The sequence below is a fragment of the Streptomyces sp. NPDC030143 genome (genome assembly GCF_055573695.1).
Genome location: NZ_JBVIAY010000001.1, coordinates 324,675 through 343,276, shown reverse-complemented (window position 1 = coordinate 343,276; position 18,602 = coordinate 324,675). Strand labels below are relative to the sequence as shown.

13 protein-coding genes are annotated in these 18,602 nt (G+C 73.4%); 4 read left to right on the top strand and 9 right to left on the bottom strand.

Annotation, left to right across the window (positions count from 1 at the left end):
- Positions 1-115 precede the first annotated feature (115 nt).
- The 7 genes from ACZ4YY_RS01485 to ACZ4YY_RS01455 form a co-directional block, all read right to left on the bottom strand.
- Positions 116-925: an HpcH/HpaI aldolase/citrate lyase family protein gene (locus ACZ4YY_RS01485; protein ID WP_468282249.1), complete on the bottom strand. Its 810-nt coding sequence runs from the start codon at positions 923-925 to the stop codon at positions 116-118.
- On the bottom strand, positions 922-2,121 hold the full coding sequence (locus tag ACZ4YY_RS01480) for a CaiB/BaiF CoA transferase family protein (protein WP_468282246.1): 1,200 nt from the start codon (positions 2,119-2,121) through the stop codon (positions 922-924). The genes ACZ4YY_RS01485 and ACZ4YY_RS01480 overlap by 4 nt, the downstream gene beginning before the upstream one ends.
- On the bottom strand, positions 2,118-3,011 hold the full coding sequence (gene rbsK / locus ACZ4YY_RS01475; RefSeq protein WP_468282243.1) for a ribokinase: 894 nt from the start codon (positions 3,009-3,011) through the stop codon (positions 2,118-2,120). The genes ACZ4YY_RS01480 and rbsK overlap by 4 nt, the downstream gene beginning before the upstream one ends.
- Positions 3,008-4,396, bottom strand: coding sequence for an ADP-ribosylglycohydrolase family protein (locus ACZ4YY_RS01470; RefSeq protein ID WP_468282240.1), 1,389 nt, complete (start codon positions 4,394-4,396; stop codon positions 3,008-3,010). Before ACZ4YY_RS01470 ends, rbsK begins: the two co-directional genes overlap by 4 nt.
- A complete protein-coding gene (locus ACZ4YY_RS01465; RefSeq protein ID WP_468282238.1) occupies positions 4,396-5,559 on the bottom strand; it encodes an ADP-ribosylglycohydrolase family protein in 1,164 nt (387 codons plus the stop codon). The genes ACZ4YY_RS01470 and ACZ4YY_RS01465 overlap by 1 nt, the downstream gene beginning before the upstream one ends.
- Positions 5,560-5,567: 8 nt before the next feature.
- Positions 5,568-6,737, bottom strand: coding sequence for an ADP-ribosylglycohydrolase family protein (locus ACZ4YY_RS01460; protein WP_468283203.1), 1,170 nt, complete (start codon positions 6,735-6,737; stop codon positions 5,568-5,570).
- A gap of 353 nt (positions 6,738-7,090) precedes the next feature.
- Positions 7,091-8,146, bottom strand: a complete 1,056-nt coding sequence (locus tag ACZ4YY_RS01455) for an ADP-ribosylglycohydrolase family protein (RefSeq protein ID WP_468282235.1) — start codon at positions 8,144-8,146, stop codon at positions 7,091-7,093.
- Positions 8,147-8,418: 272 nt separating this feature from the next.
- On the opposite strand from ACZ4YY_RS01455, the gene ACZ4YY_RS01450 reads away from it, so the two are divergent.
- From ACZ4YY_RS01450 to ACZ4YY_RS01435, 4 genes are all read left to right on the top strand, one after another.
- On the top strand, positions 8,419-9,150 hold the full coding sequence (locus ACZ4YY_RS01450) for a VIT1/CCC1 transporter family protein (RefSeq protein WP_468282233.1): 732 nt from the start codon (positions 8,419-8,421) through the stop codon (positions 9,148-9,150).
- A 383-nt stretch (positions 9,151-9,533) separates the two neighbouring features.
- A complete protein-coding gene (gene gltB, locus ACZ4YY_RS01445) occupies positions 9,534-14,159 on the top strand; it encodes a glutamate synthase large subunit (protein ID WP_468282230.1) in 4,626 nt (1,541 codons plus the stop codon).
- Positions 14,152-15,615 (top strand): glutamate synthase subunit beta, encoded by a 1,464-nt coding sequence (locus ACZ4YY_RS01440; protein ID WP_468282227.1) that lies wholly within the window; start codon positions 14,152-14,154, stop codon positions 15,613-15,615. The genes gltB and ACZ4YY_RS01440 overlap by 8 nt, the downstream gene beginning before the upstream one ends.
- Before the next feature lie 122 nt (positions 15,616-15,737).
- Complete coding sequence (locus ACZ4YY_RS01435; protein WP_468282224.1) at positions 15,738-16,466, top strand: vWA domain-containing protein; 729 nt, start codon at positions 15,738-15,740, stop codon at positions 16,464-16,466.
- 18 nt (positions 16,467-16,484) lie between these two features.
- Here ACZ4YY_RS01435 and ACZ4YY_RS01430 read toward each other — a convergent pair whose 3' ends face one another.
- Both ACZ4YY_RS01430 and ACZ4YY_RS01425 read right to left on the bottom strand, forming a co-directional pair.
- The gene (locus tag ACZ4YY_RS01430; protein WP_468282221.1) at positions 16,485-17,447 is read right to left on the bottom strand and encodes an acyl-CoA dehydrogenase family protein; all 963 of its coding nucleotides are present in this window, start codon (positions 17,445-17,447) and stop codon (positions 16,485-16,487) included.
- Positions 17,447-18,586, bottom strand: a complete 1,140-nt coding sequence (locus ACZ4YY_RS01425; protein ID WP_468283200.1) for an acyl-CoA dehydrogenase family protein — start codon at positions 18,584-18,586, stop codon at positions 17,447-17,449. Before ACZ4YY_RS01425 ends, ACZ4YY_RS01430 begins: the two co-directional genes overlap by 1 nt.
- Positions 18,587-18,602: the final 16 nt, after the last annotated feature.

The following is an 18,602-nucleotide window of genomic DNA, read 5'->3' as shown; positions in this document are numbered from 1 at the left end:
CGACGGCGAGGGCGCCCGGGTCCGACTCGGGCGCCCTCGCCGTCTGTCAGGGGGCCTTGCACTATGAGCGCCTGATCAGGCCGCGCGGCCCGGGCGGGCGCAGTGCAAGGACACCTCAGTCCCGACGGGCCAGGGAGAGCGTGCGGTGGGCCGCCGCCACCACGGCCGCGTCGACGAAACGGCCGTCCGGCAGGGCTTGGGCGCCCCGGTCCGTGGCGGCCGCCTTGACGACGGTCTCGGCCTCCTCCAGCTCCTGTTCCGTGGGTAGGTAGGCGCGTTCGATGATCGGCAGCTGACGGGGGTGGATCGCGGAGCGGCCCAGGAAGCCGAGGCCGCGGCCGTGGGCGCAGGACGAGGCCAGCCCCTGGAGGTCCCGGGTGTCGGGGTGGACCGACTGGGGCGGTGGGGCAAGACCGGCCGCCCGGGCGGCGACGACCACCCGGGAACGGCACCAGTCGAGGCCCGCGTCCTCACGGATGCCCAGGTCGGCCCGGAGGTCCGCCTCGCCGAGGGCGATACCGCGCAGGGCCGGGTGGGCGGCGGCGACGGCGTGCGCGTGCTCGATGCCCAGGGCCGTTTCCAGCAGGGCGTGCAGCGGGACCCCGATGTGCTCCGCGATCCGGGTGATCTGGGCGGGCGACGTCACCTTCGGCAGGCGCAGCCCGGCGAGTCCGGGCAGGGACGCCAGCGCGGCCAGGTCCGCGGCGGCGAGCGGGCCGTCCAGGGCGTTGATCCGCACGTGGACGGGGACCGGCTGGATCTCGGTGAGGCGTTCCGCGGTCGCGGCGCGGGCGTACTCCTTGCGCTCGGGGGCGACCGCGTCCTCCAGGTCGATCACGACGACGTCGGCTCCGCAGGCGAGCGCCTTGGTGACGACGTGCGGGCGGTCCCCGGGGGCGTACAGCCAGGTGAGCGGGAAGGTCACAGGGCGCCCTCCGTGCGCAGGGCGGCCAGGTCGGCGGCGGTCAGGCCCAGTTCGGTGAGGACCGCCTCGGTGTCGGCGCCGTGCGGGCGGCCGGCCCAGCGGATCGCGCCGGGGGTGGAGGAGAGGCGGAAGAGGACGTTCTGCATGCGGATCGGGCCGAGTTCCGGGTCGTCGACGGTGGTGACCGTGTCGAGGGCCTGGTACTGGGGGTCCGCCATGACGTCCCGGACGTCCTGGACGGGGGCGACGGCCGCCTCCGCCTTCTCGAACGCCGCGAGGACGTCGGTGCGGGTGCGGGCGGCGATCCAGCGGCCGACCGCCTCGTCGAGGACGTCGGCGTGGGCGGCCCGGCCGGCGCCGGTCGCGAACCACGGCTCGTCGATCAGGTCGGGCCGGCCCACCAGGTCCATCAGGCGTTCCGCCACCGACTGGGCAGAGGTCGACACGGCGACCCAGTCGCCGTCGGCCGTGCGGTAGGTGTTGCGCGGCGCGTTGTTCTGGGAGCGGTTGCCGGTGCGGGGCTGGACGTGGCCGAGCTGGTCGTACCAGAGGGGCTGCGGGCCGAGGACCGTCAGGATCGGCTCGATGATCGCCATGTCGACCACCTGGCCCTCGCCGGTGCGTTCGCGGGCCGCGAGCGCCGTCATCACCGCGTATGCCGTGGCCAGGCCGGCGATGGAGTCGGCGAGGCCGAACGGCGGGAGGGTCGGGGGTGCGTCCGGTTCGCCGGTGATCGCGGCGAAGCCGCTCATCGCCTCGGCGAGGGTGCCGAAGCCGGGGCGGTGGGCGTAGGGGCCGAACTGGCCGAAGGCGGTGACGCGGGTGAGGACCAGGCGCGGGTTGGCCGCCGACAGTTCCTCCCAGCCGAGGTCCCACTTCTCCAGGGTTCCGGGGCGGAAGTTCTCGATGATCACGTCGGCGGTGGCGGCGAGCCGCAGCAGGGTGGCGCGGCCGCCGGGCCGGGAGAGGTCGAGGGTGATGGTGCGCTTGTTGCGGCCGAGGAGCTTCCACCACAGGCCGACGCCGTCCTTGGACGGGCCGTGGCCCCGGGAGGGGTCGGGCTTCGCCGGGTGCTCCACCTTGACGACCTCCGCGCCGAAGTCGCCCAGCAGGGTGGCGGCGAGCGGGCCGGCGAACAGGGTGGCCAGGTCGAGGACGCGCAGGCCGGTCAGCGGGCTGGTGTTCGTCTCGTTCATGAGGCGTACTGCTTCTCGATCTCGGAGCGGTACGGCATCGACGCGGACGCGCCGGGCCGCTGGACGGACAGCGCGGCGGCCGCGGCCGCCCACGCCAGCGCCTCCCGCACGGTGCGTTCCTCGCCGAGCGCCACGGCGAGGGCGCCGACGAAGGTGTCGCCCGCGCCGGTGGAGTCCACGGCGGTGACGTGCGGGGCGGGGACGGTGAGGGGTTCGGCGCCGCGGGCCGCGTACAAACTGCCGGCTGCGCCGAGCGTGACGACGACCTCGGGGACGCTGTCGAGGAGGGCGAGGGCGGCCTCGCGCGGGTCGGTGCGGCCGGTGAGCGCTGCGGCCTCGTGCTCGTTGGGCACCAACAGGTCGGTGGCGTCGAGCAGTTGGGGCGGCAGGGGCTGGGCGGGGGCCGGGGTGAGGATCGTGCGGACACCGTGGGAGCGGGCGGCGCGCGCGCCGGCGACGACCGCCGCGAGGGGGATCTCCAGTTGGAGCAGCAGGGCGTCGGCGGAGGCGATGAGGACCTCGTCGCCGGGGACGAGGTGGTCGACGGTGCCGTTCGCGCCGGGGACGACGACGATCGCGTTGCCGCCTTCGTCGTCGACGACGATGTGGGCGGTGCCGGAGGGGCCCTCGACCGTGCGCAGGTGGTCGGTGTCGACACCGGAGTGCTCCAGGGTGGAGCGCAGCCGGGAGCCGAAGGCGTCGTTGCCGACGGCCCCGATCATCGAGACGCCGGCACCCGCGTGGGCGGCCGCGATCGCCTGGTTGGCGCCCTTGCCGCCGGGGACCGTGCGGAACTCCCGTCCTGTAACCGTCTCCCCGCGCTGCGGTGGTTTCTCGACGTAGGCGACGAGGTCCATGTTCGTGCTGCCGAGCACGACGATGTCGGTCATGGGCGTGCAGCCTCCCGGTGGGTGAGGTGGGCGAGGGTGTCGAAGCCGGTGCCGTCGAAGTCGGCGACGGAGGCGGCGAGGCGGTTCTTCAGGGGGGCCGTCCACCGCTCGGGGAGGGCGGCCGGGTCGCCGGCAAGGAGTCCGGCGACGCTGCCGGCGGTGGCGCCGTTGGAGTCGGTGTCCCAACCGCCCGACACGGCACGGCAGACGGAGCCGGTGAAGTCGCCGTCGGCGTGTGTGAGGGCGGCGGCGATCAGGGCCGTGTTGGGGATCGCGTGGACCCAGTGGTAGGTGGCGTCGTGGGTGGCGTGGAGTTCGTCCACGACCGTGTCGAAGTCCTGGTGGGTGCGGGCCAGGCGGAGGGCGTGGCGGACGGCGTGGGCGAGGCGGGAGCGGGGCGGTACGACGGCGAGACCGGCGGCGAGGCAGGTGTGGACGTCGTGCTCGCCGGTCGCCGCGGCGGCGATGGTGGCCGCCGCGAACATCGCCGCGTAGACGCCGTTGGCGGTGTGGGTGAGGGCGGCGTCGCGGTGGGCCTGCTCGGCCGCGGCGGCCGGGTCGCCGGCGTTGGTCCAGCCGTGGACGTCGGCGCGGATGAGGGCGCCGATCCATTCGCGGAAGGGGTTGCGGTGCCGGGCCGTGTGCGGGGGCTCGATGCCGCAGAGCAGATTGCGGTAGGCGAGGCGTTCGGCGGTGAAGGTGCGGCCCGCGGGGAGTTCGTCCAGCCAGGTCGTCGCCACGTCGGTGGTGGTGAAGGACCTGCCGTGACGTCGCAGCAGGATCAGATTGAGCAGGGGGTAGTTGAGGTCGTCGTCCTCGGGCATGCCGTCGATGTTCTCGGCGAGGGAGGTGGAGGCCGAGCGGCGGTTCCACGGGTGGGCTTCGAGGAGGGCCGCGGGGACACCCTTCGCGGTGAACCAGGTGGTGAGGGGCCAGTTGCCGGTGGAGCGGGCGAGCCGGCGGATGGCGGTGAGGGGGAGCTTCTCCACGGGTTTGCCGAGGAGGCAGCCGACGGCCCGGCCCAGCCAGGCTGCTTCCAGGGCGGCGGGGGCCGGGGGGCGGGGCGAGCGGGCCGCCGCCGACGGGGTGGCGTCCCGGTGTGGCCACGCCTGTCCGCAGCGGCGACGGATGAGGTCCAGGTCTGTCGGCTCGTCCTCCGTCAAGGTGCTGGGCAGGTCGGCCAGTTCGTCCAGGAGGTCCTCCGCGAGCCGGCGGAGATAACGACCGGCGCGGTGCGCGGAGGCGCCGGTGCGCTGCGGGGCCTCGGCGCCCCCCGCCGCTCGCCAGCGGGCGGCGACCGCCCGGGGCTCCCGGCCGTCCTGGGCCGCCTGGCGCAGCTCGTGGCCGACGAGGTCCTCCGGCTGGACCCAGGTCAGGCGGAGCATCACCTGCCTCCCAACGCGTTGAACGCCTGCTCGTGGGCCCTGCGGCGGCGGACGTCGCGCGCGAAGACCTCCCGGGCCACCGCGGCGAGGACCGTCGCCGGTGCCCACAGGTCCAGGCGGCTGGCCTCCGCCACCTGCTTCGACCACGCGTCGGGGACGGGGGAGCCCAGGGCGCCGGCGATCGCGCCCGCCATCGTCGCGATCGAGTCGCAGTCGCGGCCGTAGTTCACCGCGCCGAGGACGCAGTGCCGGTAGTCGCCGCCCGCGACCAGCAGCATTCCGAGCGCCACCGGCAGTTCCTCGATGGCGTGCACGCGGGAGGGGCGGCGGGCGGCCAGCGAGGGCCGACGGTAGTCGGGGCCCACCGTGTCGTACGGGGCCACCGCCTCCCGCAGCGGGACCAGCGCCGACTCGAAGTCGCTGTGACGGGAGGCCTCTTCGCAGACCTTCTCGATCGCCGTCCGGGTGCCGTCCTTGGCCAGCGACAGGCACGCCGTCACCACCGAGTCCGGCGTCGCCCCCGGGGTGCAGGCGGCCGCCACCGCCGCCGCGAGGACGCCCGCCGCCTCCCGGCCGTAGGACGACTGGTGGGCGCCGGCGATGTCGACCGCCTCGGCGTACGCGGCCGCCGGATCGGCCGCGTTGACCAGGCCGGCCGGGGCCATGTACATCGCAGCGCCGCAGTTGACGATGTTTCCGACGCCCGCCTCGCGGGGGTCGACATGGCCGTAGTGGAGCCGGGCCACCAGCCACTTCTCGGCGAGGAAGACGCGCTGGAGGGGGAGCGCCTCGGCCTCCAGCTCCGGGATCCAGCGCGGGGTCGTCATCAGGTCGGGGACCAGGTGCTCGGCGAGCGCATGGGCGTCCAGGTGGTCGCGGACCGTGGCGTAGACCCTGACCAGGGCGTGGGTCATCAACGTGTCGTCGGTGACGTGTCCGTCGCCCTTGTGGTAGGGGGCGATCGGGCGGGCGGTGCGCCAGTCGTCGCCGTTCCAGGGGCCGACGACGCCGGTGACGCGCCCGCCGTGCCGCTGGAGGATCTGGTCGGGGGAGTAGCCCTCGACGGGGCCGCCGAGGGCGTCGCCGACGGCCGCGCCGACGAGGGCGCCGGTGATGCGTTCCTCCAGGGTTCCGACACGGCCTGCATCCGATTTGGGTGTCATGCCCTGAATCATCCTCCTGGTGGGGCCGGTTGTGCCGCTTCCAGGAGTTCGGCGAGTTCCACCAGGTCGGTGTCGGTGAGGCGGGGCAGGGCGCAGCCGGAGAGGGTGCGGCAGGTGTCGCGCCAGGCGGCCGGGATCGCGGCGCCGCCGCCCAGCGCGCCGGTCAGGGCGCCCACGAGCGCGGGGGCGGAGTCGGCCACCCGGGACAGACAGGCGGCCGCCGGTACGGCTTCGGCGATGGCGCCGTCGGAGGCCAGTGCCAGGGCCAGGGCGACCGGCACGGTCTCGGCGGCGGCGATGCCGTAGCTGTAGACGTGGTCGACGATCTGGTGTTCCAGCAGCGGGACCAGTGCGAAGGCGCTCTCCGCCCGGTGGGCGAGGGTGAGCGCGTGGCGGGTGTTGCGGCCGATCTCCGTCGCCTCGGGGAGTTCGGCGAGGGCCGCCGTCACGCAGGCCCCGGTCGACGCGCCGGCGAGGGCGAGGGCGAGTGCCGCCGCCATCGCGCGGGCGCCGTGGACGCCGTCGCCGTCCTGGGTGTAGCGGGCGTCGAACTCGGCCAGTTCGGCGGCGAGTCGGGGGTCGCCGGGGTGGGCCACGGCGAGCACGCAGGCGCGGACGCAGGCGGCGTCGTCGAAGTAGTGCGGGTTGTCGTGGCCGGTGGCGGGCGGGCGCAGGCCGGCGGCGAGGTTGCCGAGGCCGGCCCGCACGGAGATGCGGGCGCGCAGGGGCAGGACGGCCGACTCGACCTCGGGGGCGCGGTCGGCCGCCGCCGCGACCTCGCTCGCCAGCGCGTTCCAGGTGAGGTCGATGGCGGCGCGGGTGCGGCGTTCCCGGCTGAGGTCGCCGAGGGCGCCGTCATCGCCGGCCCGCAGGACGGCCTCCGCGGCGAACGCCGCCCACTCGGCGTCGTCGGAGGGGCCGAGACGGAGGGGTTCGGGCGGCTGGTTGAGGGCGATGGGGACGGGCAGGGTGGTCGTCGCGTTGTGCTCGGCGAAGGTGTCCAGTTCGCGGGTGAGGCGGCGGGTCCACTGCGGCATGCGGGCGGCGCGGTGGCGGGCGGCGGGCCAGCCGGCGGCGTCGCCCGCGGCCAGGCCCAGCAGGAGGCCCTCGATGCGGCGGGCCGTCCGGTGGGGGGCCGGCCGTGCGGCCTCGGTACGACCTTCGGCGGCCTCGGCCAGGGTGCGGTCTGCGGTCGTGTGGCGGGCTGTCGTCGTGAGGCGGTCTGCGGTCGTGAGGCGGGCTGTCGTCGTGAGGCGGTCTGCGGTCGTGTGGCGGTCTTCGGCCTTGACTCGGCCTTCGGTCTCGATTCGCGCCTCGGCTGCGGATCGGGCACGGCCTTCTGCCGTGGTTCGCTCTTCGGCTCGGGTTCGGTCCTCGGCTTCGGTGTGGCCCTCGGGCGCGGTTCCGCCTTCGGTCACAAGGCTCACGGCCGCGCCGTCCCCCGTCTCCCCGCCCGTCTCCCCGCCGTCGGCGGTCGCGGGCGGTTCGATCGGGTGTGCGGGGGTTTGCCCGTCCCACGGTGCCGGCGGGGTCATCCGCGCACCTCCGTCTCGTCGCGCGCGGCGTGCGCGGTGCGGCCGTCGTGCTCGTCGTCTCCCGGTGTCAGCAGCTCCGCCACGTCGAGGACGTGGTGGCCCGCCATCGACGGCAGGCAGCTGCCGCGCGCCGGGCCGATGGCCGCCGCCCACTCCGCCGGGATGGCCGACTCGCCCTGGGTCGCGCCGGCCAGCGCGCCCGCCACCGCCGCCGTGGTGTCGGCGTCGCGGCCCATGTTCACCGCCGTGAGGACCGCCTGTGCGAAGTCGCCGTCGGCCGCCGCGTACGCGCCGAAGGCGAGGGCCACCGCCTCGGGGGCCAGGTCGGTCCACGGGTAGCCGCCGACGACGACGGCCGAGCGGACCGCGCGTTCGCCGCGGTGGGCCACGGCCACGGCCCGGCGCAGGGAGCGGGCCGTCCAGGAGTCCTCGGGGACGACGGCCAGGGCGGAGGCGACGACGGCGATCGTCGGGGCGCCGGCCATCGCCGCGGCCACGCCCGCCGCGACCGCCTGGCCGCCGTAGATGCCCTCGCCGTCGTGGCTGACCGAGCCGTCGACGGCCACCAGACGGGCCGCCTCGGCCGGGCGGCCCGCGGCGAAGACGCCGAAGGGCGCCGCGCGCATCGCGAGACCGTCGCTCCAGGCGTGCCGGTGCTGGGCCGAGATGGGGGCGGCCAGGCCCCGGCGGAGGTTCTCCAGCGTGCCGCGCTCACTGAAGCCGGCCCCGCGGAAGGGGCCCTCGTCGCGGTCGGCGATCCACCGGTGCCAGGCCGCCTCCACGTGCGCCGGGGTGAGCGCGGAGCCGTGCCGGGCGAGCAGCAGGCCGGAGAAGATCGCGTACTCCGTGTCGTCCGTGCCCGCCGGCTTCTCGGCGACGTACCCGGTGATCCGGCCCCAGCGGGCGCGGATCTCCGAGGGCCGCATGTTCTCGGCCGGTGCTCCGAGGGCGTCTCCGACGGCGAGACCGAGCAGGGCGCCGCGGGCCCGTTCGCGCAGTAGGGCGGCGTCCCCCGGCGCCGGGACCGAGGGAATGCGGGCGATCGATGCCATACCCCACCTCTCCTCCGGGGGTTCCGCACGGGCGCGGAGCCCTCTGCGGATGTGTCCCACCGTCGGCGGTTGACCTGAGCCTCCCGGCCCCTCATGTCACCCGGTCGACATCTGTGCGGCCCTGCACACGAATGAGCGAAGAGAGGTAAAACCGCAGGTTAGCCGAGCCTTTCCTTGCTGGCGGCCCGGAATGAGGAGGCGTACGGTGAGCGTTGTCGAAAAGTGGAACAAGTCCAAGATTTAGCTTTGCCTAAGCTTTCTGGGGGAGCCCGATGGCCATCATCGAGACCGAGGCGGCGCTGCACGAGGCGCACCGCGACAACCACACCCACCGGGACGTCAACGGCGGCTGGCTGCGCCCGGCCGTGTTCGGGGCGATGGACGGCCTGGTCTCCAACCTCGCGCTGATGACCGGTGTCGCGGGCGGTTCCGTCGGCCAGCAGACCGTCGTCATCACCGGCCTCGCGGGTCTCGCCGCGGGGGCCTTCTCGATGGCCGCCGGCGAGTACACCTCCGTCGCCTCGCAGCGCGAGCTGGTCGAGGCCGAGCTGGACGTCGAGCGCCGGGAGCTGCGCAGACACCCCAAGGACGAGGAGGCCGAACTCGCCGCGCTCTACGAGGCGCGCGGGGTCGAGCCGCACCTGGCCCGTGAGGTGGCGCGGCAGCTGTCCACGGATCCCGAGCAGGCCCTGGAGATCCACGCCCGCGAGGAACTGGGCATCGACCCCGGGGACCTGCCCTCGCCGCTGGTCGCCGCCGTGTCCAGCTTCGGCTCCTTCGCGCTGGGTGCGCTGCTGCCCGTCCTGCCGTACCTGCTCGGGGCGACCTCCCTGTGGCCCGCCGTGCTGCTCGCGCTGTTCGGTCTCTTCCTGTGCGGCGCGGTCGTGGCGCGGGTGACGGCGCGGACCTGGTGGTACAGCGGGCTGCGGCAGCTCGCCCTGGGAGGTGCGGCGGCCGGTGTGACGTACGCCCTGGGCAGTTGGTTCGGAACCGCCGTAGGATGACTCGGCCGCTACTTATGCGAGGGGCCGCATAAGTAGCCGTTACTCACTGGTTTCGACCGCATGACCAACGGGCATGAGCCGTAAGCGCTGTGGGCAATGACGCCTGCGGCGCACTCGCGGGGTGGGTGAAGACGCCCGCTCCGCCGCCTCGGACCGACGGACACCGATCTGATCGAGGGTGTCCGGCTCGGCTCCCCCATACTTTCCGGCCATGTGCGCGGTACCCCCGCCGCGACCGCACGGCGTCCGCATGTTGGAACGGAGTATCCGGTTCCCGAGAACCGCTCCATCATGTAACCTGCACGAAATTTTGCACTCACGCAGAGGGCCAACGTCGTCCCTCGGCAATCTGCATATGCCACTTGACGACGACGGGAGAGCCGATGCGTACGCCGCGCCAGCCGTCCCAGCACTCCATGAATGGCCGGAACTGGTCTTTCATGGATGCTCGCCCTGCTGCGCAGGGTATGTACGACCCCCGCAACGAACACGACGCGTGCGGCGTGGGATTCGTGGCCAACCTCACCGGCGAGGCGAGCCACACGCTGGTCGAGCAGGCGCTGACCGTACTGCGCAACCTCGAGCACCGCGGCGCCACCGGCTCCGAGCCGGACTCCGGCGACGGCGCGGGCATCCTGACCCAGGTCCCCGACGCCTTCTTCCGCGAGGTGGCCGGCTTCGACCTGCCCGAGGCCGGTGCCTACGCCGTCGGCATCGCCTTCCTGCCGGAGGACTCCGCCGACGAGGCCGTCTCACAGATCGAGGCGATCGCCGCTGAGGAAGGCCTCACCGTCCTCGGCTGGCGCGAGGTCCCCGTCGCCCCCGGACTCCTCGGCGCCACCGCGCGCTCGACGATGCCGGTGTTCCGGGAGATCTTCGTCGCCGGGGGCCCCTCCCGGACGGAGTCCGGGGACGGCGCGAGCCGGGGCATCGACCTCGACCGCCGCGCGTTCGTGCTGCGCAAGCGCGCCGAGCGCGAGGCCGGCGTCTACTTCCCCTCGCTGTCGGCGCGGACGATCGTCCACAAGGGCATGCTGACCACCGGCCAGCTCGAGCCGTTCTTCCCCGACCTGTCCGACCGCCGCTTCGCCTCGGCCGTCGCCCTGGTCCACTCGCGCTTCTCCACGAACACCTTCCCCAGCTGGCCGCTCGCGCACCCCTACCGGTTCGTCGCGCACAACGGTGAGATCAACACCGTCAAGGGCAACCGCAACTGGATGCGCGCCCGTGAGTCGCAGCTGGTCTCCGACCTGTTCGGCCCGCAGGACAAGCTGGAGCGCGTCTTCCCCGTCTGCACGCCGGACGCCTCCGACTCGGCGTCCTTCGACGAGGTGCTCGAACTGCTGCACCTCGGCGGACGCTCGCTCCCGCACGCCGTGCTGATGATGATCCCGGAGGCGTGGGAGAACCACGACTCCATGGACCCGGCCCGACGCGCCTTCTACCAGTTCCACTCCACGATGATGGAGCCCTGGGACGGCCCCGCCTGCGTCACCTTCACCGACGGCACCCAGGTCGGCGCCGTGCTCGACCGCAACGGCCTGCGCCCCGGCCGCTACTGGGTCACCGACGACGGCCTCGTCGTCCTCGGCTCCGAGGTCGGCGTCCTCGACATCGACCCCGCCAAGGTCGTCCGCAAGGGCCGCCTCCAGCCGGGCCGCATGTTCCTCGTCGACACCGCCGAGCACCGCATCATCGAGGACGACGAGATCAAGGCGCAGCTCGCCGCCGAGAAGCCGTACGCCGAGTGGCTCGAGGCCGGTGAGATCGAACTGGGCGACCTGCCCGAGCGCGAGCACATCGTGCACACCCACGCCTCGGTCACCCGCCGCCAGCAGACCTTCGGCTACACCGAGGAGGAGCTGCGCGTCATCCTGGCGCCGATGGCCAAGGCCGGCGCCGAGCCGATCGGCTCCATGGGCACCGACTCGCCGATCGCCGCGCTGTCCTCGCGCCCGCGGCTGCTCTTCGACTACTTCACCCAGCTGTTCGCCCAGGTCACCAACCCGCCGCTGGACGCGATCCGCGAGGAACTGGTCACCTCCCTGCGCTCCTCGCTGGGCCCCGAGGGCAACCTGCTGGAGCCCACCGCCGCCTCCTGCCGTTCGGTCACCCTGCCCTTCCCGGTGATCGACAACGACGAGCTGGCCAAGCTCATCCACATCAACGCCGACGGCGACATGCCCGGCTTCAAGGCCGCGACCCTCTCCGGCCTGTACCGGGTGCACGGCGGCGGCGACGCCCTCGCCGCGCGCATCGAGGAGATCTGCGCCGAGGCCGACGCGGCCATCGACAACGGCGCCCGCCTCATCGTCCTGTCGGACCGTCACTCCGACGCCGAGCACGCGCCGATCCCCTCACTGCTGCTCACCGCGGCCGTCCACCACCACCTCATCCGCACCAAGCAGCGCACCCAGGTGGGTCTGCTCGTCGAGGCCGGCGACGTCCGCGAGGTCCACCACGTCGCCCTGCTGATCGGCTTCGGCGCCGCCGCCGTCAACCCGTACCTGGCGATGGAGACCGTCGAGGACCTGGTGCGCGCGGGCACCTTCCTGTCGGACATCGAGGCCGAGCAGGCCATCCGCAACCTGATCTACGCCCTCGGCAAGGGCGTCCTGAAGGTCATGTCCAAGATGGGCATCTCGACCGTCGCCTCCTACCGCGGCGCCCAGGTCTTCGAGGCCGTCGGCCTCGACGAGGCCTTCGTCGAGAAGTACTTCAACGGCACGGCCACCAAGATCGGCGGCGTCGGCATCGACGTCATCGCCCAGGAGGTCGCCGCCCGCCACGCCAAGGCGTACCCGGCCTCCGGCATCGCGCCCGCCCACCGCGCCCTCGACATAGGCGGCGAGTACCAGTGGCGCCGCGAGGGCGAGCCGCACCTGTTCGACCCGGAGACGGTCTTCCGCCTCCAGCACTCCACCCGCACCGGCCGCTTCGACATCTTCAAGAAGTACACGGACCGGGTGAACGAGCAGTCCGAGCGCCTGATGACGCTGCGCGGCCTGTTCGGCTTCAAGAGCGGGGACCGCCAGCCGATCCCCGTCGACGAGGTCGAGCCGGTCAGCGAGATCGTCAAGCGCTTCTCCACCGGCGCCATGTCGTACGGCTCCATCTCCAAGGAGGCGCACGAGACCCTCGCCATCGCCATGAACCAGCTGGGCGGCAAGTCCAACACCGGTGAGGGCGGCGAGGACCCGGAGCGCCTGTACGACCCGGTGCGCCGGTCCGCCATCAAGCAGGTCGCCTCCGGCCGCTTCGGCGTGACCTCGGAGTACCTGGTCAACGCGGACGACATCCAGATCAAGATGGCCCAGGGTGCCAAGCCCGGCGAGGGCGGCCAGCTGCCCGGCCACAAGGTGTACCCGTGGGTGGCCAAGACCCGGCACTCGACGCCGGGCGTGGGACTCATCTCCCCGCCGCCGCACCACGACATCTACTCCATCGAGGACCTGGCCCAGCTGATCCACGACCTGAAGAACGCCAACCCGCAGGCGCGCATCCACGTCAAGCTGGTCTCCGAGGTCGGCGTCGGCACCGTCGCGGCGGGTGTGTCGAAGGCGCACGCGGACGTCGTGCTCATCTCCGGCCACGACGGCGGCACGGGTGCCTCCCCGCTCACCTCGCTCAAGCACGCGGGCGGCCCCTGGGAGCTCGGTCTCGCCGAGACCCAGCAGACGCTGCTGCTCAACGGCCTGCGCGACCGCATCGTCGTGCAGACCGACGGCCAGCTCAAGACCGGCCGTGACGTGGTCATCGCCGCGCTGCTCGGCGCCGAGGAGTTCGGTTTCGCGACCGCGCCGCTCGTCGTCTCCGGCTGCGTCATGATGCGCGTCTGCCACCTGGACACCTGCCCGGTCGGCATCGCCACCCAGAACCCGACGCTGCGCGACCGGTTCTCCGGCAAGGCCGAATACGTGGTGAACTTCTTCCGGTTCATCGCGCAGGAGGTCCGCGAGCTGCTGGCCGAGCTCGGCTTCCGCTCGATCGAGGAGGCCGTCGGCCACGCCGAGGTCCTCGACGTCGAGCGCGCCGTCGACCACTGGAAGGCGCAGGGCCTGGACCTGGCACCGCTGTTCCACGTGCCCGAGCTGCCCGAGGGCGCGGTGCGCCACCAGCTGATCGAGCAGGACCACGGCCTGGAGAAGGCGCTCGACAACGAGCTGATCAAGCTCGCCGCCGACGCCCTGGCCGCCGACACGGCGACCGACGCCCAGCCGGTGCGCGCCCAGGTCTCCATCCGCAACATCAACCGCACGGTCGGCACCATGCTCGGCCACGAGGTGACGAAGAAGTTCGGCGGGGCCGGTCTGCCCGACGACACCATCGACGTCACCTTCACCGGCAGCGCGGGCCAGTCCTTCGGCGCCTTCCTGCCGCGCGGTGTCACGCTGCGCCTGGAGGGCGACGCCAACGACTACGTCGGCAAGGGCCTGTCCGGCGGCCGGGTGGTCGTCCGTCCCGACCGGGGCGCCGACCACCTCGCCGAGTTCTCCACGATCGCGGGCAACACCATCGCCTACGGCGCGACCGGCGGCGAGCTGTTCCTGCGCGGCCGCACGGGCGAGCGGTTCTGCGTCCGCAACTCCGGCGCGCTGGTCGTCTCCGAGGGCGTGGGCGACCACGGCTGCGAGTACATGACCGGCGGTCACGCCGTCGTCCTCGGCGAGACGGGCCGCAACTTCGCGGCCGGCATGTCCGGCGGCGTCGCCTACGTGATCGACCTGAACCACGACAACGTCAACGTCGGCAACCTCGACGCGGTCGAGGCGCTGGACGAGGCGGACAAGCAGTGGCTGCACGACGTGGTGCGCCGCCACGCCGAGGAGACCGGCTCGACCGTCGCCGAGAAGCTGCTCGCCGACTGGGACGCGTCCGTGGAGCGCTTCAGCAAGATCATCCCCCGCACGTACAAGGCAGTGCTCGCCGCCAAGGAAGCCGCCGAGCGAGCCGGTCTCTCCGAGACCGAGATCACCGAGAAGATGATGGAGGCGGCGACCAATGGCTGATCCCAAGGGCTTTCTCAACCACGGCCGCGAGGTCGCCAAGTCCCGTCCGGTCGAGGTGCGTCTGAAGGACTGGAACGAGGTCTACGTCCCCGGCTCGCTGCTGCCCATCATCAGCAAGCAGGCCAGCCGGTGCATGGACTGCGGCATCCCGTTCTGCCACAACGGCTGTCCGCTGGGGAACCTGATCCCCGAGTGGAACGACTACGCCTACCGCGAGGACTGGGCGGCCGCCTCCGAGCGTCTGCACGCGACGAACAACTTCCCGGAGTTCACGGGCCGTCTGTGCCCGGCCCCGTGCGAGGCGGCGTGCGTGCTGGGCATCAACCAGCCGCCGGTCACCATCAAGAACGTCGAGGTCTCGATCATCGACAAGGCGTGGGAGACCGGGGACGTCGCCCCGCAGGCGCCCGAACGCCTGTCCGGCAAGACCGTCGCGGTCATCGGCTCGGGCCCGGCGGGCCTGGCCGCCGCCCAGCAGCTCACGCGGGCGGGCCACACCGTCGCCGTCTACGAGCGCGCGGACCGCATCGGAGGCCTCCTCCGCTACGGCATCCCCGAGTTCAAGATGGAGAAGCGGCACATCAACCGCCGTATCGAGCAGATGCGCGCGGAGGGCACCCGCTTCCGCACGGGCATCGAGATCGGCCGCGACCTCAAGGCGACCGACCTGAAGAAGCGCTACGACGCGATCGTCATCGCCGCCGGCGCGACGACCGCCCGTGACCTCCCGGTCCCCGGCCGCGAGCTCAAGGGCGTCTACCAGGCGATGGAGTACCTGCCCCTGGCCAACAAGGTGCAGGAGGGCGACTTCGTGGCGCCCCCCGTCACCGCCGAGGGCAAGCACGTGGTCGTCATCGGCGGCGGCGACACCGGCGCGGACTGCGTGGGCACCGCCCACCGCCAGGGCGCGGCCTCCGTCACCCAGCTGGAGATCATGCCCCGCCCGGGCGACGAGCGGAACGCGGTCGCCCAGCCCTGGCCGACCTTCCCCATGCTCTACAAGGTCACCAGCGCGCACGAGGAGGGCGGCGAGCGGGTCTACTCCGTCTCCACCACCCACTTCGAGGGCGACGAGGACGGCAACGTCCAGTGGCTGCACCTCACCGAGGTGGAGTTCGTCGACGGCAGGCTGACCCCGAAGCCGGGCACCGAGCGCAAGATCCCCGCCCAGCTGGTCACCCTCGCGATGGGCTTCACCGGCACCGACCGGGACAACGGTCTGGTCGAGCAGTTCGGCCTGGAGCTCGACGAGCGCGGCAACATCGCCCGCGACGCCGACTTCCAGACCAACGTCCCCGGTGTGTACGTCGCCGGTGACGCCGGCCGCGGCCAGTCGCTCATCGTCTGGGCGATCGCGGAGGGCCGCTCGGCCGCCCGCGGCGTGGACCGGTTCCTGACGGGTACCAGCGAACTGCCGGCCCCGATCCGCCCGACCGACCGCGCGCTGACGGTCTGACGGCCCACCGAGAACGTCCCGTACAACGGCGTACGGAACACTGACGGCGCCTGCCCCACTGTCCCCGACCGGACGACCGGGCAGGCGCCGTCGCCCCTTCCTGGTGTGGGAAGGTGGGGCGCATGGTCGCGATCAGTCTCAGCAAGGTCCAGGAGACCGCCCCCGCCCTGGTCAACCTGTACAAGACCGCGGGTGTCTCGCTCACGAAGCACGGCCTGGACGGGCTGCGGGCCGCCGTCTACCTGGTGGTCGACTACTCGGGATCGATGAAGCCGTACTACCAGGACGGCAGCGTGCAGGCGCTCGCCGACCGGGTGCTGGGGCTGTCGGCGCACCTCGACGACGACGGACGGGTGCCGGTGGTGTTCTTCTCCACCGACGTCGACGCCGTCACCGACATCGCCCTCGCCGACCACCAGGGCCGCGTGCGGCGGATCGTGGACGGGCTGGGACACATGGGCAAGACCAGTTACCACCTGGCGATGGACGCCGTCATCGACCACTACCTCGACAGCGGCTCCCGCGAACCGGCCCTGGTCGTCTTCCAGACCGACGGCGGCCCGATCAACAAGCTCGCCGCGGAACGGTACCTGTGCAAGGCGGCCAAGCTGCCGCTGTTCTGGCAGTTCGTCGGGTTCGGCGACGCGAGGAGCAAGCAGTTCGACTTCCTGCGCAAGCTCGACGACCTGGCCGTGCCGGCCAGGCGGATCGTCGACAACGCGGGCTTCTTCCACGCCGGTGCCGATCCGCGCCGGATGTCCGACGCGGAGCTGTACGACCGGCTGGTGGGCGAGTTCCCCAAGTGGCTGGTGGCCGCGCGGGCCCAGGGGATCGTACGGCCCGGCGCCTGAGGCGCGCCGCCGGTCCTCTCACCCGTCGCCGCCGTCGGACCGGGCGAGGACCTCGGCGCGGCACTCGTCCGGGGTGCCCCACGCCGTGCGCAGGGCGCGGGCCCTCGTGAGCCAGAGGGACAGGTCGTTCTCCGCCGTGTAGCCGATCGCGCCGTGCAGTTGGAGGGCGGCGCGGGCGGTGGTGTACGCCGCCTCGCCGGCGCACAGCTTGGCGGCGGCGACGTCCGCGGGAGCCAGCGTCACGGCGGCACCGAGGACCAGCGGGCGGGCGAACTCCAGAGCGGTCTTCGCGTCCGCCAGCCGGTGCCCGACCGCCTGGAAGGAGCCCACGGGGACGCCGAACTGGGTGCGCCGCCCCACGTACGCGACCGTCCGGTCGAGAAGGGCGAGACCGACACCGAGGGCCTGGGCGGCGGTGACGAGCCGGACGAGGGCGAGGGCGCGCGGCGGGACAGGGGCCGTGGTGAGGAGTTCGCCGTCCGGGGGCAGACGGGTGAGGCGGCGCGCCGGGTCGAGGGAGCGCCGGACGGGGTCGTGGCCCGGGCACCGGCGCAGACCGTCGGCGGTCAGGGCGAAGCGGTGGGTCGCCGCGTCGCCGTCCAGGGCGTACCCGCCCGGCGGGGCCACCGTCGCCATCGCCTCGCCGGCCGCCAGCCCCGGCAGGAACCCCTTGGCATGGGGGGTGCCGTCGAGCAGCGCGGCCGCCGCGACCGTCTCCACCAGCGGCCCCGGCACCGCGTGGCGGCCCAGCACGACGAAGGCGACGGCCAGCTCGACGGGCCGCACGCCCAGCCCCTCGTACTCCTCGGGCACCGCCAGCGCGAAGACACCGGCGTCCGCGAGCCGGGACCACAGCGCACGGCCACGGGTGTGCTCGCCGCGACTCCAGTGCCGTATCACCGCGGGGGTGTCGGCCGCCGTCAGGAGCGCGTCCAACGACCGGGCGAACGCGCGCTGTTCGGGGTCGAGGAGGAAACGCATCAGCGGCGTCCCTTCGGCAGGCCGAGCAGGCGCTCGGCGACGATGTCGCGCTGGATCTCGTTGGTCCCGGCGTAGATCGGGCCGGCCAGGGCGAACACGTACCGCTCCGACCACTCGGTGTCCGCCGCCTCGCCGTCGGCGCCCAGCAGGTCCAGGGCCGTCTCGTGCAGCGCGATGTCGTACTCGGACCAGAACACCTTGTTCAGGCTGGACTCCGCGCCGAGCGACCCGCCGTCGAGGACCCGGCAGGCGGCCGCGTAGGTGAACAGCTGGTAGGCGCGGGCGCCGACCACCGCGTCGGCGACCCGGTCCCGCGCCCAGCGCGGGCTGCCCCGGTCCCGCCACAGCTGCCGCAACCGCTCGGCGCCCGCGAGGAAGCGGCCGGGGGAGCGCAGGGTGAGTCCGCGCTCGTCGGCGGTCGCCGCCATCGCGATCCGCCAGCCCCGGCCGGGCTCGCCGATCACGTCCTCGTCCGGCACGAACACCTCGTCCAGGAACAGCTCGGCGAAGGCGGGCCTGCCGTCGAGACGGGCGATCGGGCGGACGGTCACGCCGGGCGCGCGCAGGTCGAACATGAGGTAGGTGAGGCCCTGGTGGGGCTTCGGCGCGTCGGGGTCGCTGCGGAACAGGCCGAAGGCGCGGTCGGCGAACGCCGCCCGGGACGACCAGGTCTTCTGGCCCGACAGCAGCCAGCCGCCGTCCGTGCGCACGGCCCGCGAGCGCAGGGACGCCAGGTCGGAGCCGGCCTCGGGCTCCGACCAGGCCTGCGCCCACACCACCTCCCCGCGCGCCGTCGGCGGCAGGACGCGGGCCCGCTGCTCCGCGGTGCCGTGGTGGAACAGGGTCGGGGCGAGCAGGGCGATGCCGTTCTGGTTGACGCGCCCGGGGGCGCCGGCCGCGTGGTACTCCTCCTCGAAGACCAGCCAGCGGATCAGCCCCGCGTCCCGGCCGCCGTACTCGGCCGGCCAGTCGACCGCCGACCAGCGGTCCGCGGCCAGCTCGGCCTCCCAGGCGCGATGGGCGGCGAAGCCCGCCCCGGTCTCCAGCGAGGGGAGCGGCTCGCGCGGCACATGCGTCCGCAGCCACTCGCGCGCCTCGGCGCGGAAGGCCTCGTCCTCGGGCGTGAAGGCGAGATCCAATGCCACCCCTCCTTCC